Source organism: Rhodococcus sp. 15-2388-1-1a (assembly GCF_002259145.1).
Taxonomy (GTDB): Bacteria; Actinomycetota; Actinomycetes; order Mycobacteriales; family Mycobacteriaceae; genus Rhodococcoides.
In genome coordinates, this window is the sequence record NZ_NPFP01000008.1 from 335,967 (window position 1) to 350,865 (window position 14,899).

Annotated in this window: 18 protein-coding genes; 13 read left to right on the plus strand and 5 right to left on the minus strand. The window is 64.9% G+C overall.

The window, feature by feature from the left end:
- Positions 1–97 precede the first annotated feature (97 nt).
- The 4 genes from CH302_RS06085 (at position 98) to CH302_RS06100 (ending at position 5,469) form a co-directional block, all read left to right on the plus strand.
- The gene (locus CH302_RS06085) at positions 98–1,066 is read left to right on the plus strand and encodes a bifunctional riboflavin kinase/FAD synthetase (protein WP_170946035.1); all 969 of its coding nucleotides are present in this window, start codon (positions 98–100) and stop codon (positions 1,064–1,066) included.
- Positions 1,067–1,188: 122 nt separating this feature from the next.
- A complete protein-coding gene (rpsO, locus tag CH302_RS06090; protein ID WP_027496764.1) occupies positions 1,189–1,458 on the plus strand; it encodes a 30S ribosomal protein S15 in 270 nt (89 codons plus the stop codon).
- Between the two features lie 395 nt (positions 1,459–1,853).
- A complete protein-coding gene (locus CH302_RS06095; RefSeq protein WP_037189574.1) occupies positions 1,854–4,115 on the plus strand; it encodes a polyribonucleotide nucleotidyltransferase in 2,262 nt (753 codons plus the stop codon).
- A gap of 67 nt (positions 4,116–4,182) precedes the next feature.
- Complete coding sequence (locus CH302_RS06100; RefSeq protein ID WP_052047575.1) at positions 4,183–5,469, plus strand: M16 family metallopeptidase; 1,287 nt, start codon at positions 4,183–4,185, stop codon at positions 5,467–5,469.
- On the opposite strand, the gene CH302_RS06105 is transcribed toward CH302_RS06100, so the two are convergent.
- Positions 5,450–5,677: a WHG domain-containing protein gene (locus CH302_RS06105; RefSeq protein WP_037189573.1), complete on the minus strand. Its 228-nt coding sequence runs from the start codon at positions 5,675–5,677 to the stop codon at positions 5,450–5,452. The two genes, CH302_RS06100 and CH302_RS06105, sit on opposite strands and share 20 nt — an antisense overlap.
- A gap of 6 nt (positions 5,678–5,683) precedes the next feature.
- On the opposite strand from CH302_RS06105, the gene CH302_RS06110 reads away from it, so the two are divergent.
- Positions 5,684–6,451: an SDR family NAD(P)-dependent oxidoreductase gene (locus CH302_RS06110; protein ID WP_217903108.1), complete on the plus strand. Its 768-nt coding sequence runs from the start codon at positions 5,684–5,686 to the stop codon at positions 6,449–6,451.
- Here CH302_RS06110 and CH302_RS06115 read toward each other — a convergent pair.
- A complete protein-coding gene (locus CH302_RS06115; RefSeq protein ID WP_037190141.1) occupies positions 6,394–7,137 on the minus strand; it encodes a polyprenol monophosphomannose synthase in 744 nt (247 codons plus the stop codon). The two genes, CH302_RS06110 and CH302_RS06115, sit on opposite strands and share 58 nt — an antisense overlap.
- Before the next feature lie 97 nt (positions 7,138–7,234).
- Positions 7,235–7,999 (minus strand): 2-phosphosulfolactate phosphatase, encoded by a 765-nt coding sequence (locus CH302_RS06120; protein ID WP_037189571.1) that lies wholly within the window; start codon positions 7,997–7,999, stop codon positions 7,235–7,237.
- A 66-nt stretch (positions 8,000–8,065) separates the two neighbouring features.
- On the opposite strand from CH302_RS06120, the gene CH302_RS06125 reads away from it, so the two are divergent.
- On the plus strand, positions 8,066–8,497 hold the full coding sequence (locus tag CH302_RS06125; protein WP_037189569.1) for a hypothetical protein: 432 nt from the start codon (positions 8,066–8,068) through the stop codon (positions 8,495–8,497).
- Between the two features lie 5 nt (positions 8,498–8,502).
- On the opposite strand, the gene CH302_RS06130 is transcribed toward CH302_RS06125, so the two are convergent.
- Positions 8,503–8,778, minus strand: a complete 276-nt coding sequence (locus tag CH302_RS06130) for a hypothetical protein (protein ID WP_037189568.1) — start codon at positions 8,776–8,778, stop codon at positions 8,503–8,505.
- 100 nt (positions 8,779–8,878) lie between these two features.
- On the opposite strand from CH302_RS06130, the gene CH302_RS06135 reads away from it, so the two are divergent.
- Positions 8,879–9,532 carry an AMIN-like domain-containing (lipo)protein gene (locus CH302_RS06135; RefSeq protein ID WP_037189567.1) on the plus strand — a complete coding sequence of 218 codons (654 nt, stop codon included), beginning with the start codon at positions 8,879–8,881 and terminating at the stop codon, positions 9,530–9,532.
- Positions 9,533–9,611: 79 nt separating this feature from the next.
- Positions 9,612–10,061, plus strand: coding sequence for a hypothetical protein (locus CH302_RS06140; RefSeq protein ID WP_052047516.1), 450 nt, complete (start codon positions 9,612–9,614; stop codon positions 10,059–10,061).
- Between the two features lies 1 nt (position 10,062).
- Here the strand turns inward: CH302_RS06140 and CH302_RS06145 are convergent, their stop codons facing one another.
- Complete coding sequence (locus CH302_RS06145) at positions 10,063–10,776, minus strand: aquaporin (protein WP_037190139.1); 714 nt, start codon at positions 10,774–10,776, stop codon at positions 10,063–10,065.
- A gap of 289 nt (positions 10,777–11,065) precedes the next feature.
- Here CH302_RS06145 and CH302_RS06150 point away from each other — a divergent pair, with 289 nt between their 5' ends.
- The 5 genes from CH302_RS06150 (at position 11,066) to nuoE (ending at position 14,899) form a co-directional block, all read left to right on the plus strand.
- Positions 11,066–11,425, plus strand: a complete 360-nt coding sequence (locus CH302_RS06150; RefSeq protein WP_032397854.1) for an NADH-quinone oxidoreductase subunit A — start codon at positions 11,066–11,068, stop codon at positions 11,423–11,425.
- Between the two features lie 72 nt (positions 11,426–11,497).
- Positions 11,498–12,052: a NuoB/complex I 20 kDa subunit family protein gene (locus CH302_RS06155; protein WP_032397855.1), complete on the plus strand. Its 555-nt coding sequence runs from the start codon at positions 11,498–11,500 to the stop codon at positions 12,050–12,052.
- Complete coding sequence (locus CH302_RS06160; protein ID WP_037189566.1) at positions 12,049–12,711, plus strand: NADH-quinone oxidoreductase subunit C; 663 nt, start codon at positions 12,049–12,051, stop codon at positions 12,709–12,711. The genes CH302_RS06155 and CH302_RS06160 overlap by 4 nt, the downstream gene beginning before the upstream one ends.
- Positions 12,711–14,009: an NADH dehydrogenase (quinone) subunit D gene (gene nuoD, locus CH302_RS06165; protein ID WP_037189564.1), complete on the plus strand. Its 1,299-nt coding sequence runs from the start codon at positions 12,711–12,713 to the stop codon at positions 14,007–14,009. The genes CH302_RS06160 and nuoD overlap by 1 nt, the downstream gene beginning before the upstream one ends.
- The gene (nuoE, locus tag CH302_RS06170; protein WP_037189562.1) at positions 14,006–14,899 is read left to right on the plus strand and encodes an NADH-quinone oxidoreductase subunit NuoE; all 894 of its coding nucleotides are present in this window, start codon (positions 14,006–14,008) and stop codon (positions 14,897–14,899) included. The genes nuoD and nuoE overlap by 4 nt, the downstream gene beginning before the upstream one ends.

Sequence of the window (14,899 nt, forward strand, 5' to 3'; positions counted from 1 at the left end):
ATATTTACCGTGGGGATACCTTTTTGTCCATACCTGCCGCGCGCGACACGCCTGGCCGAGAGTGACCGAGCGGCCGTCGGGCCGTAGGCTTCGCGGTGTGCAGAGATGGCGAGGTCTCGACGATGTACCTGCCGACTGGGGTCGGTGCGTGCTCACGATCGGCGTCTTCGACGGCGTTCATCGCGGACACGCACAACTGATCGGGAGAGCGGTGGCCGCTGCGAAGAAGCGCGGCGTTCCCAGCGTGCTCATGACGTTCGATCCCCATCCGATGGAGGTCGTGCGGCCGGGCAGCCACCCTGCTCAGCTCACGACCCTGACGAGGCGAGCCGAACTCGCCGAGGAACTGGGAATCGACGTCTTCTGCGTGATGCCGTTCACGCCCGAGCTGATGAAGCTCACTCCCGAGCGATACGTGCACGAGATCCTGATCGAACGCCTGCACGTCGCCGAGGTCGTCGTCGGCGAGAACTTCACCTACGGGAAGAAGGCGCTCGGCACCGTGCCCATGCTGCGCAAGATCGGCGAGCGGTCCGGATTTGCAGTCGACGGGGTCAACCTGCTCGCCGAGCATGCCGTGACGTTCTCCTCGACGTACATCAGATCGTGCGTGGACGCCGGTGACGTCGCTGCGGCCACCGCCGCGCTCGGGCGACCGCACCGTGTCGAGGGTGTCGTTGTGCACGGAGACGGTCGAGGTCGCCAAATGGGTTATCCCACAGCCAATGTCGCGCCGCCCATGTACTCGGCCATCCCCGCCGACGGTGTGTACGCGGCATGGTTCACCGTGCTCGGGCCGGGTCCGATCATGGGGACGGTCACTCCGGGGGAGCGGCATCCGGCTGCTGTGTCGGTGGGCACCAATCCCACGTTCTCGGGTCGTACCAGAACCGTCGAGGCGTTTGTCCTCGACGGTGAGGCCGACCTGTACGGGCAGCATGTGGCAGTCGACTTCGTCGACCGACTGCGCGGCATGGAGAAGTTCGACTCGATGGAAGCACTCGTGGAGGAAATGGGGCGCGACGCCGAGCGGGCCCGCTCGATTCTGGCGGCGAGCACGGCCTGATAGGCTGGACCCTCGGTGCTCGCTGCGGTCCGTGGCGGCTGTACCGGCTTCGATTCCGTGGTCTCGACCACAGGGTGCGTTGCTTCCTTTCACGCGGACGTCATTGATCAGGAGTAGTACCAGTGGCATTGACCACCGAACAGAAGAAGGCCGTTCTCGGCGAGTACGGCTTGCACCCCACCGACACGGGCTCGCCCGAGGCGCAGGTTGCAATGCTCACCAAGCGCATCGTCGACTTGACCGAGCACCTCAAGATGCACAAGCACGACCACCACTCCCGCCGCGGCCTGCTGCTGCTGGTCGGACGTCGTCGTCGCCTGCTCAAGTACATCGCGAAGGTCGACGTCACCCGCTACCGCTCGCTCATCGAGCGTCTGGGTCTGCGTCGATAATTCGCATCGACGCGAGGATGTCACCGATGCACGGTTCGACGCGCCGGTGCGCACCCGACTCGCAGCAATAGTGCAGTAGCCAACGAGGCAGTGCTTAGACTGTTCCTCGTTGGCTATCTGTGTTTGTACCGCAAGAACAGTTACGTCAGCACGAGAAAGCGGATGCACGGCATCCGCACACCGCCGTGTATGCCTGTCACGCCGTGGTGACGGTCTTCGGTAGTGGCCTTTCGGATACGAGATCCGATGGGCTTCGATCGATGGCCGCCTCCGCGCAGCCGCGTCCCGAGAGAAGCTCTCGTCGGATGGACGGCACAGGTATGCCGCCACAGCCAGGAGGGCTCGTGGTGTGTCCGCGCGGGCACGGCAAAGACGAGAGGACGAGAAGAGAACCTATGACAGAGACAACGACCGTGGACGTCGAAGAAGGCGTCTACGAAGCAACTGCGATCATCGACAACGGCACGTTCGGCAAGCGGACCATCCGCTTCGAGACCGGCCGCCTCGCACAGCAGGCCGCAGGCGCAGTCGCCGCGTACCTCGACGAGGACACCATGCTGCTGTCGGCAACGACCGCAGGCAAGCACCCCCGTGAGGGATTCGATTTCTTCCCGCTGACGGTCGACGTCGAAGAGCGCATGTACGCCGCGGGCCGTATCCCCGGATCGTTCTTCCGCCGCGAGGGCCGTCCGTCCACCGACGCCATCCTCACCTGCCGCCTGATCGACCGGCCGTTGCGTCCGACGTTCGTCGACGGACTGCGCAACGAGATCCAGGTCGTCATCACGGTGATGAGCCTCAACCCGGCCGATCTGTACGACGTCGTCGCGATCAACGCGGCATCGGCCTCGACGCAGATCGCCGGACTGCCGTTCTCCGGCCCGATCGGCGGCGTCCGCGTCGCACTGATCGACAAGCAGTGGGTCGCGTTCCCGACCAACGAGCAGCTCGAGAAGGCCGTGTTCAACATGGTCGTCGCCGGCCGCATCGTCTCCGGCTCCGGTGCCGACGCAGACGTCGCGATCATGATGGTCGAAGCCGAGGCCACCGAGAACGTCATCGAGCTCATCGAGGGTGGTGCAACCGCCCCCAACGAGTCGGTCGTCGCCGAGGGCCTCGAGGCTTCGAAGCCGTTCATCGCAGCCCTGTGCACCGCACAGCAGGAGCTCGCGTCCAAGGCCGCCAAGCCGACCGGCGACTACCCGGTCTTCCCGGCGTACCAGTCGGACGTCTTCGAGGCCGTCGAGAACGCCGCGAAGATCCCGCTGAACGAGGCACTGACCATCGCAGGCAAGGCCGAGCGTGAGAGCAAGCTCGACGAGGTCAAGGCTCAGGTCCTCACGTCGGTCGGAGACAGCTTCGCCGGCCGCGAGAAGGAGATCGGTGCCGCATTCCGCGCACTGACCAAGAAGTCGGTTCGCCAGCGCATCCTCACCGATCACTTCCGCATCGACGGCCGTGGCATCACCGACATCCGGTCGCTGTCCGCCGAGGTCGCGATCATCCCCCGTACCCACGGATCGGCCCTGTTCGAGCGCGGCGAGACCCAGATCCTGGGCGTCACCACCCTCGACATGGTCAAGATGGCGCAGCAGGTCGACTCGCTCGGGCCCGAGACGTCCAAGCGCTACATGCACCATTACAACTTCCCGCCGTACTCGACCGGTGAGACCGGCCGCGTCGGTTCGCCGAAGCGTCGCGAGATCGGGCACGGCGCACTCGCCGAGCGCGCCCTGCTGCCGGTGCTGCCGAGCCAGGCCGAGTTCCCGTACGCCATCCGTCAGGTCTCCGAGGCACTGAGCTCCAACGGCTCGACCTCGATGGGCTCGGTCTGCGCATCGACTCTGTCGCTGCTCAATGCCGGTGTGCCGCTGCGTGCCCCGGTTGCCGGTATCGCGATGGGCCTCGTGTCCGACGAGGTCGACGGCGAGACCCGTTACGTCGCACTCACCGACATCCTCGGTGCCGAGGACGCGTTCGGTGACATGGACTTCAAGGTCGCCGGAACCAAGGACTTCGTCACGGCGCTGCAGCTCGACACCAAGCTCGACGGCATCCCCTCCAAGGTGCTCGCCGGCGCGCTGTCGCAGGCCAAGGATGCTCGCACGACGATCCTCGAGGTCATGGCCGAGGCCATCGACACCCCGGACGAGATGAGCCCGTACGCACCTCGCGTCACCGCGATCAAGGTGCCGGTCGACAAGATCGGCGAGGTCATCGGGCCCAAGGGCAAGATGATCAACTCCATCACCGAGCAGACCGGTGCCAACATCTCGATCGAAGATGACGGCACTGTCTACGTCGGTGCAGCGGACGGCCCGTCCGCACAGGCCGCGATCGACATGATCAACGCCATTGCCAACCCGCAGCTGCCGAAGGTCGGCGAGCGATTCCTCGGAACCGTCGTCAAGACAACGGCTTTCGGTGCATTCGTCTCGCTGCTCCCGGGCCGCGACGGACTGGTGCACATCTCCAAGCTCGGTAACGGCAAGCGCATCAACAAGGTGGAGGACGTCGTCAGCGTCGGATCCAAGTTGCGCGTCGAGATCGCCGATATCGACAACCGCGGCAAGATCAGCCTCGTTCCCGTCGAAGACGACAACGCTGCTGCTCCCGCCGACGCTCCCGAGGCTCCCGCCGAGGCCAGCGCTGAGTAAGAAGCAACCGAGCCGAACGGTACGTCCCCTCGGGACGTACCGTTCGGCCGTTCCAGAGAGCACCGGCATCGACACGGGCGTGCAACGCACCACTCTGCCCGGCGGTCTTCGGATCGTCACCGAGTTCGTGCCCGGCGTTCGCTCGGCTTCGGTCGGTGTGTGGGTCGGGGTCGGTTCACGGGACGAGCAACCCAGTGTTGCCGGTGCCGCACACTTCCTCGAACATCTGCTGTTCAAGTCGACTCCTACGCGCAGCGCGCTCGAAATCGCCCAGGTGATGGACGGTGTCGGGGGAGAGCTGAACGCGTTCACCTCGAAGGAGAGCACCTGCTTCTACGCGCACGTGCTCGACGAGGACGTGGCGCTCGCCATCGATCTCGTCAGCGATGTGGTGCTTCGTGGCCGGTGCCGCTCGGCAGATGTCGACGTCGAGCGACAGGTGGTCCTCGAAGAGATCTCCATGCGCGACGACGATCCCGAGGATCTGCTCGGAGATGCCTTCCTGGAAGCCATGTTCGGCGATCATCCGATCGGACGCCCGATCATCGGTTCCGTCGAATCCATCGAGTCGATGACCCGTGCGCAATTGCACTCGTTCCACGTTCGCCGCTACACGCCGCAGCGCATGGTCGTTGCCGTCGCGGGCAACGTCGATCACAAGCAGATCGTCTCGCTCGTGCGCCGAGCGTTCTCCGGCCATCTGGTCAAGGGCGCACGGCCGGCCGAACGACGCGGTGGCACAGCGCGATTGCGCAATGCTCCCACGTTGAGCCTGACCACTCGTGACAGCGAGCAGGCGCATCTGTGCCTGGGCGTACGGGCGTTCGGTCGACACGAAGGGCATCGCTGGGCGTTGTCCGTGCTGAACTCCGCAGTGGGGGGCGGGCTCAGTTCTCGTCTGTTCCAGGAGATCAGGGAAGAACGTGGTCTGGCGTACTCGGTGTACTCGTCGGTGGATACGTTTGCCGACAGTGGTGCCTTCTCCGTCTACGCGGGTTGTCAGCCGGAGAACTTGGGCGAAGTGACCACGGTGATCAGGGAAGTGCTGGCCAAGGTTGCCGCCGAGGGGATCACCGACGCGGAGTGTGCGCGGGCCAAGGGTTCGTTGCGTGGCGGTTTGGTTCTGGGACTCGAGGATTCGGGCTCTCGGATGAACCGGATCGGTCGCAGTGAACTGAACTACGGCAATCACCGCGACATCACCGATACGTTGGCGAGGATCGACAGCGTCGGCAACGACGAGGTACGCGAGGTCGCTGCCGTGTTGCTCGACCGTCCTTTCGGTGCCGCGGTGGTAGGCCCCTACAAGAACGTCCGCCAGCTGCCGGCGTCGGTCAAGTCCCTGGTTCGGTAGCGTCGGCGATCACGTCGCGCACTGCGCGGCGGGTCAACTCCGTCACCGCCGACAGGTCGGTGACCGGCTCGAATGCGTGGGTGGAGTTGAGCGCCGCTATTCCGTGCACGGAGGTCCACAGTCGCAGGGCGATGAACTGTGGATTCTCCGGCGCGACGGCACCGACCGCGCATTCGACGTTCGACGTGCATGCCCGTACGGTCGACAATTCAGCATGAACAGTGATGGGCGTACCGTCCTCGTCACCGGTGTGGGTCGACGCCTCGGTATCGGCTATGCCATCACCCGCAGGTTGCTGCAGGACGAGCGCGCCCGCGTCTTCGCGCAATCATGCGATGCCTGCGACGTGAGCGAACCGTGGGGAGCGGGGACGCCGGGAGCAGTGCAGGTACTCGCCGAGTTGTCCACCGCGCCAAGCAGGCTCGGGCATCTGGACATCGATCTCTCCGATGTCGAAGCGCCTGCAGCCCTGTTCGATGCTGTCGAATCCAGGTTCGGTGCCGTCGACTCGTTGGTGATCAACCATGCGCGATCACAGCTGGGCGAACTGGGTTCTCTGACGACAGAGAACCTCGACCTGACGTGGGCGGTGAACGTGCGCGCGTCGTTGCTTCTGGTGCAGGAATTCGCGCAACGGTACGTCGATCATCCTGACGGCGGACGCGTCGTGCTGTTCACGTCCGGGCAGGGAGAGGGGCCGATGCCGACCGAGATTCCCTATGCGGTGACCAAGGGTGCCATCGCCGCGATCACACCGACCGTGGCCGATTCCCTGATCGAACGTGGTGGAACTCACCGGACGAGGCCGCAGCGGTCGTGGCGATGTTGCTGTCGCCCGATTCGGGCTCGATCACCGGTCAGGTCATCGGCGCCGAAGGCGGATTCCGACGCTTCACGCCGTGATCACGGCGTGGCGCGCCTCGGTCAGAGCTTCTTCTTGTTCAGCAACAACTTCCAGGGCACCAATGCCGACTCGAGCTGAACCGACAGGCTCATCTTGGATTCGCCCTCGCTGCGCTCCTCGAAGGTGATCGGCACTTCGGCGAGAGTGAGGCCGTGCTTGACCGTTCGGTAGTTCATCTCCACCTGGAATGCGTACCCGTTGCTCTCGACCGAGGCCACGTCGATGGTGCGCAGGGTGCGCGCGTCCCACGCCTTGAATCCCGCTGTCGCATCCTTGACTCCGAGGCGCAGGATCGTGTTGACGTAGAAGTTCGCCCACGCCGAAAGGGCCTTGCGGTGCCAGGGCCAATCGGCGGCGACCGCTCCGCCGGGTACGTATCGCGATCCGAGCACCACGGCCGCGTCGGTGGCGTTCAGCTTGTCGATCATCGCCGGGATCACCTCGGTGGGGTGCGAAAGATCGGCGTCCATCTGAATGACGATGTCCGCACCCTCGTCGAGCGCTCGCGTCATGCCTGCGACGTATGCGCGTCCCAGCCCGTTCTTCTCGGTGCGGTGCAGAACGCTGACGTCGATGGGGCCGTCGATGGCCAACTTGTCGGCGACGTCGCCGGTGCCGTCGGGTGAATTGTCGTCGACGACCAACACACCGAGCCCCTCCACCTGCAACCCGGCCAGCAGCTCGACGAGCTTGGGGAGGTTCTCACGTTCGTTGTACGTCGGTACAACGACGGTGGTCTTCGGGGCGACTCGTTCCGTACTCACCACCGTATGATCCGTGATTAGGGGTTCCGATCCAAATATCGGACACGGTCGGCCGTGTCGGGTCGGCATCGTGGGTCGTTTTCGAGCGTCCGTCGCCTCATGACCGAGTCGCGTCGACGAATATGCCGTCGCGCAGAATCGGGACGCAGGAGCTCGAATCGACCTCGGCCGCAATGGCCACGTCTTCCGGGTGTCCCATCCCGGCCAGTTCGCGACCGGAGCCACATTGCCGCAGCTCCGAGCCCACGTCTCGCTCGACGGCTCGCCACGCGGCCGCGGCCGTTCTCGCCTCCGGGGAGGCATCGGTAGCTCCGGCATCGACGAGGGCGGCGATGACTGCACCGGCACCCCACAGGTCCTCGACGGCAGGCCGGAGGGATCCGTCCGGCCACCGTTCTCCGGCCGCTATGACGGTCGTCACGGCATTTCGGTTGTCGGCACGTATCCACCGCGCTACCGCGGATGCGTTTCTCAGCGACGCTCCCACACACAGCGGGGCCGTGCTCGCGAGATCGTGGGCGATGGTGGACCCGTTCGGTGACGGCAGCACCAACCGTGGCGGGGCGGGCGCGGCCCGTACGGTGGCCGGGCACAAGCTGATCAGGCCCGGTGACGCGGCCGACCGCCCCACGGCGAGAACCGCGTCGAACTGCTCGGCCAACTGCGCGGCCCGGTCGTCGCGCCACCGACTGGGGATGACGTCGATGCCCGCGTCCACAGCAACCGTCAGAGTCGTCGTGAACGACAGGACGTCCACGACGACGGCGATGTCTGCGCCGTCGACGATGGCGTCGGCTCCACACAGGCCCCAGTCGAAGCGGAGACCGAATGCGTTCTGGGACAGTACGGGGTCGGCCGGCATTGCGGAACGGTATCAAGTCCGGTGCCGGTGATACCTTCGGCGCGGGATCGAGTGGGGGAGTGGGACATGCAGTTGGAGCCGGACACCAAGGTGATCGTCCTCGTGGCCGGTCTACTGCTGCTCTGGGCACTGGGGTTGGGGGTGGTCAAGTATCACCAGATGTCGACATCGGCGGATGGCACCGCGCATCGTTATGTCGACATCGCTCATCGGGCAGCGTTGATGTACTCGTTCGCCGCCCTGGTTCTCGCTGCGCTGGCGCAGTTCAGCGCGTGGTCGGTCACGGTGGATCTGATCGCCGCATCGGTGGTGCTGGTGTTCTTCGTCGCTGCCATCGTGAGCTACACCGTGCACGGGTTTCGTCGAGATACCGAGAACCAGTTCGTGAATCCCGTCCGGGGGACGCACCTGTTCATGGTGTCGTTGATCGTCGGCGAAATCGGCGGTACAGCGGTGCTGGTGGCCGGTTTCGCATTCGCGCAGTTCGGTCCGAGCTGAGAGAGCTACCGAGGATCCAGGTACAGCTCGGCAGTCTCGGTGGCGACCGCCGACACGGCAGCGGCAAGACCGGGCTCGAGGTCCAGCGCGGCTGTGAGTCGATCTCCGCGCAGCCCCTGCGTTCGGAGCAGCTCCCAGGCTTGTTCGACCAGGCGAACCGAGGTGGGATGGTCCAACTCGGGGCGGTTCGAGCGCAATGCGGTCGCAGCCCAGTCCGCGTCGAAAGTCCCGTTGGGCGGCCCGAACACACGCTCACCGGACGAATAGCTCTTCGGCTCCATACCCTCCGACGCTAGCAGGATCGGAGGGCGGCGCAATCGTGACCGAATCGGGTCGAGACAGCACTATCGAACCGATCGGTTTCTTCAGTACGGTATCGCAATGTACGACGGCCACCGCAGAGCTCGAGTCGCGCTCTCGGTCGTCGGATCACTGCTGTTCGGTGTGCTCGCGGGCTGTTCCGGCGCGGACGGCAGCGGCCGGGTCGACGAGGTCCCGGCCGCCGCGAACTACACCACGGTCACGGGGTCGTTGGTGGTCGGTGATCCTCTATCCGGTCCGGGAACGCCCACCGAAGCGCCGACTGCGGTACTGCCGGTGGTACCGGAGCTCCCTGACAGTCTCGACGGTGCGCGGTTCCCGAGCAGGTCGCCGGTCGGCGTCACCGACGTGGTGCTCGAAGGGGCGTCGACGGTCGTATTCAGGTTGGCAGGCAACGGCCCGGTGTCCTTCACGGTCCGGTATGTGGACGAGGCCATTCGCTACGGCACCAGTGAACCGCTGGCAGTGCCGGGGAGATCCGTGTTGCAGGTGGACCTGTCGGGTACGTCGACGGACTCCGACGACACATTCTCGCCGTATGCCGGGCCCGAGCGTGTCCGAGGCGGTGCTGATTCCGCTGTCGCCTCGGTCGATTTCCTGGCCGATCCCGGCGGTATCTCACAGTCCTTCATCGGAGTTGCGGCCGATCGACCCGAGTTCACGGTGACCGCCACCGAAGAACCCGCCGCGGTGATCGTCACCGTCGAGTCCTGACCGGCGCTGGAACGTCGAATGCACTTCGGCCGTGGCTGTTTCGATCCGTTTACCGGGGAACCCGCGGTAGCATCGCGATGTGTCCGACGCCACAGCGGGAGAGAGCCCATCCGGGCGTGTGCGCGTGCTCGTCTACAGCAGCAATGCCGCGACCCGCGCCCAGGTTCGGTCTGCGGTGGGAACTCGACCGGATCCCGCACTCGGTGACATCGAGTACGTCGACATCGCCACGGCAGCCGTCGTCATCGAGCACATGGATGCTGGCGGTGTCGCGTTGGCAATTCTCGACGGCGAGTCCTCGCCCGTAGGCGGGCTGGGCCTGGCGAAGCAGCTGAAGGACGAGATCTTTCACTGCCCACCGGTGTTGGTGCTCATCGGACGTCCGGACGACGCATGGTTGGCCGAATGGTCGCGCGCCGAGGCTGCGGTTCCGCACCCGCTGGATCCGATCCGGCTCGGGCGCGCAGTGGTCGATCTGCTGAAGCAGCATTCGGTACGCGTCGGTGCCCGGGTCACTCGATCGCGGTAGATCAGACCGTTTTCTCCGATGCGGGCACCGTCAGCACGAATCGGTGGATCGAGCCGGCGATGACAGCACCGAGCACGGGGAACACCACGAACACCCACAGTTGTGACAGGGCAGGTCCGCCGGCGACGAGGGCTGGGCCGAGGGACCGGGCAGGGTTGACCGAGGTGGAATCGATTCCGATGCCCAGCAGGTGAACCACAGTCAGGGTCAGGCCGATCGGGATGCCGGCCGCCACGACGGGGTGAACGGTGGGGGCCGTGGTGGCCAGCACGACGAGGACGAGCAAGCCGGTCGCGATGGTCTCGAACACCGCCACCGACACCAGCCCGTATTCTCCGGGCGAGGAGCTGCCGAATCCATTGGTGCCCAGACCGTCCGACGAGATGTCGTATCCGGGACGGCCGGACGCGACGAACAGTACGATCAGCGCGCCGATCACGGCACCGACGGCCTGGGCGGCGATGTAGAACGCAGCCTTGATCGGGGTGATCGCGCGAGCGATCAGGGCTCCGATCGTCACGGCCGGGTTGATGTGGCATCCCGAGATCGGGCCGATCGCGTAGACGAGGGCGAGCAGTGTGAGCCCGAATGCCAGGGCGATGCCCGGGGTTCCGACGGTGTCGCCCGCGATGACGGCGGTGCCGACGCCGAAGATCACGAGCAGGGCAGTTCCCAGTCCCTCGGCGGCGAGCGCCGAGACGGAAATCGACTTCATCATTTCTCCTGTTTCATGTCGGCGGCCTCGTTCGGCCGGCCGGAATCGTCGGGAGGTTTGTCGTTTTCCTCGGAGCGGAGCGTATGGGGCGATCGAGTGATCTGAGTCACAGTTGCCCGGGTGGCCGGGATCGGGTGCCCCATGCGCGTCAACGGATTACGAAACTGGACTCCTCGAAATCCCGCGAGATCGACACCGAACCCATACTGTGTGGTTCAGGTCACATTGGTACGGCCGTCGCATTTATTACGCGCCGGCGCGGTAGTCGATCGAGGGAGCAGATGCCGGGATGAACGCCTACGTTCCGATCCTCGTTCTCGGTGCCATTGCGGTCGTGTTCGCGGTGTTCTCGGTGATGGTCGGAACGATGGTGGGACCCGCGCGGTACAACCGAGCCAAGTTCGACGCGTACGAGTGCGGCATCGAGCCCACGATGCATGCGCCCACGGGCCAACGATTTCCGGTGAAGTTCTACCTGACCGCCATGCTGTTCATCATCTTCGACATCGAGATCGTATTTCTCTATCCGTGGGCCGTCCATCTCGATGTTCTCGGCGCGTTCGGGCTGGTTGCCATGGCGCTGTTCGTCGTCAACGTGTCGGTGGCCTACGTCTACGAGTGGCGGCGAGGCGGGCTCGGATGGGATTGACGTCCGAACACTGATCGGCGACGGCACGATGCACGGTTCTCACCTTCAGCGGATGCGGAAAGAGTGTGATCGATGGGACTCGAAGAGAAGCTACCCAGTGGATTTCTGCTGACCACCGTCGAGGGGCTGGCCGGCTACGCCCGCAAGGGTTCGTTGTGGCCCGCGACCTTCGGTCTCGCGTGCTGCGCGATCGAGATGATGGCCACCACGTCCGGCCGGTTCGATCTCGCGCGATTCGGCATGGAAGCGTTCCGTGCGTCTCCGCGCCAAGCGGATCTGATGATCGTCGCAGGCCGTGTCAGCCAGAAGATGGGGCCCGTACTGCGGCAGGTGTACGACCAGATGGCGGAACCGAAATGGGTCCTGGCCATGGGAGTCTGCGCGTCCTCGGGCGGGATGTTCAACAACTACGCGGTGGTTCAGGGTGTCGATCACATCGTTCCGGTCGACATCTACCTTCCCGGTTGCCCACCCCGACCCGAGATGCTGCTCAACGCAATCCTGGAGCTGCACAAAAAGATTCAGGAGATGCCGCTGGGTGTCAATCGAGAACAGGTGCGCGCGGCTGCCGAGGCTGCAGCGCTGGCCTCCACCCCGACCATCGACTTGAAGGGGCTGCTGCGATGACAGCGGACGGAACCCGTGGGATGTTCGGTGTCCGGGGGAGCGGTGACACCTCCGGCTACGGCCGGTTGCAGCCGCCGTTGGCATCGGCGGACACGGCTGTTCGGCCCTACGGCAGCTACTTCGACGCCCTGGTCGATCGATTGGCCACGGTTCTCGACACCGGTGACGTGGCCGTGCCGTTCGAGGACGCCGTCGAGCGTGCCGTGATCTTTCGTGGGGAACTGACGCTGCATCTCTCGCGGGAGCACGTGCCCGCCGTGGCCCGTGCTCTCCGTGACGACGAGGAACTGAGATTCGAATTGTGCACGGGGGCATCGGGTGTGCACTATCCGGATCAGGTCGGCCGGGAATTGCGTGCGGTCTACCATCTGGTGTCCATCACCCACGGACGCCGCCTCCGACTCGAAGTGGCTGTACCCGATGCAGATCCACACACACCCTCGCTCTGCGCGGTGTATCCGACCAACGACTGGCACGAGCGCGAGGTCTACGACTTCTTCGGCATCGTGTTCGACGGTCATCCGGCACTCACGCGGATCGAGATGCCCGACGACTGGGTCGGTCACCCGCAACGCAAGGACTATCCCCTGGGCGGAATTCCCATCGAGTACAAAGGCGCTCGGGTCGCGCCTCCCAACGAGCGCAGGTCGTACAACTGATGAGCGCAACGGACGAAACCATCTATGCAGTGTCGGGCCAGGACTGGGACGACGTGGTCGAACTGGCGCGCGGGTCGACCACGGAACGCATCGTGGTCAACATGGGTCCGCAACACCCGTCCACCCATGGTGTGCTGCGGTTGATTCTCGAGATCGAAGGCGAGACCGTCACCGAGGCCCGATGTGGAATCGGCTACCTGCACACCGGAATCGAGAAGAATCTCGAATATCGCAACTGGACTCAGGGCGTCACGTTCGTCACTCGGATGGACTATCTGTCGCCCTTCTTCAACGAGACCGCGTACTGCCTGGGGGTGGAGAAGCTACTCGACATCACCGACGACATTCCCGAGCGCGCGACGGTCGTCCGGGTGATGTTGATGGAGCTCAATCGGATCTCGTCGCACCTCGTGGCATTGGCCACGGGTGGAATGGAATTGGGTGCCGTGACGGCGATGCTGTTCGGCTTCCGGGAACGCGAACTGATTCTCGACGTCTTCGAGGCCATCACCGGACTTCGCATGAACCACGCCTACATCCGTCCCGGTGGTTTGTCTCAGGATCTGCCCGCCGACGCGATCGACAAGGTCCGCGAGCTGCTGCGGGTTCTTCCCGGACGGCTACGCGATCTCGAACTCATGCTCAACGACAACCCGATCTGGAAGGCCAGAACCGAGAACGTCGGCTACCTGGACCTCACCGGGTGCATGGCCCTCGGCGTCACCGGGCCGGTGCTTCGATCGACCGGACTTCCCTACGATCTGCGCCGGTCCGATCCCTACTGCGGGTACGAGAACTACGAGTTCGATGTCGTCACCGACACCGGATGCGACTGCTACGGGCGCTATCTGATTCGCGTCGAAGAGATGAAGGAATCGCTCAAGATCGTCGAGCAGACTCTCGATCGTCTGCGGCCAGGACCGGTGGTCATCGACGACAAGAAGATCGCCTGGCCGGCCGAACTGGTCTCCGGCCCCGATGGTCTCGGTAATTCTCAGGACCATGTGCGCACCATCATGGACACCTCGATGGAGTCGTTGATCCACCACTTCAAGTTGGTGACCGAGGGGATGCGGGTACCGGCAGGGCAAGTGCTGTCCACGGTGGAATCGCCGCGAGGCGAACTGGGTGTGCACATCGTCAGCGACGGCGGAACCCGGCCGTACCGAGTGCACTTCAGAGACCCCTCCTTCACCAACTTGCAGGCGGTCGCCGCCATGTGCGAGGGCGGCATGATCTCCGACGTCATCGCTGCCGTCGCGAGTATCGATCCGGTGATGGGCGGGGTGGACCGATGACCGCGCCACGCTCGGAGCCGGTGCTCGTCCAACTCGGAGCACGCCCCGAGGAAGCCGTGCAACTTGTCGGCCCCGACGCACGCGCGTCCTATCCCGCCGACGTCCGTGCCCGCCTACGCGCCGACGCCGACATCGTCCTCGCTCGTTATCCGCAGGCCCGATCGGCGTTGCTACCGCTGCTGCACCTGGTGCAATCCGAGGACGGCTATCTGACGCCGGCCGGAATCGAATTCTGTTCCGACGTACTCGATCTCACCGGTGCAGAGGTGACCGCGGTCGCGACCTTCTACTCGATGTACCGCCGCGAGCCCACCGGCGACTACCGCGTCGGAGTGTGCACCAACACCCTGTGCGCCGTCATGGGCGGCGACGCCATCATGGACGCTCTGCGGGATCACCTCGAGATCGACCACGGCGAGACCACCGCCGACGGCAGCATCACCCTCGAGCACATCGAATGCAACGCCGCGTGCGATTTCGCGCCGGTGATGATGGTGAACTGGGAATTCTTCGACAACAGAACACCGGCGTCGGCGCGGGATTTGGTCGACGCGCTTCGTTCCGGTGCGCAGGTGACCCCGACCCGCGGCGCTCCGTTGTGCACGTTCCGCGAGACCGAGCGCATTCTGGCCGGGTTCGCCGACGACCGATCTGGGGCACTCGAATCGTCCGGCAGCGCAGGCGAAGCCAGTCTCGTCGGCCTGAGGTACGCCCGAGAGCACTCGATGTCTGCTCCCCAGGTCGTCACCGGCTCCCCGGACGGGCATCCCGACCTGGGTGCCGAGGCCGTGGCGGAGACGGTGCGCGAGAAACCGGCTCCGGCTCCCTCTGCGACCGTTCCACCGCAGCCGAACACCACCGAAACCGATCCATCGACGAAGGGGAAGTGA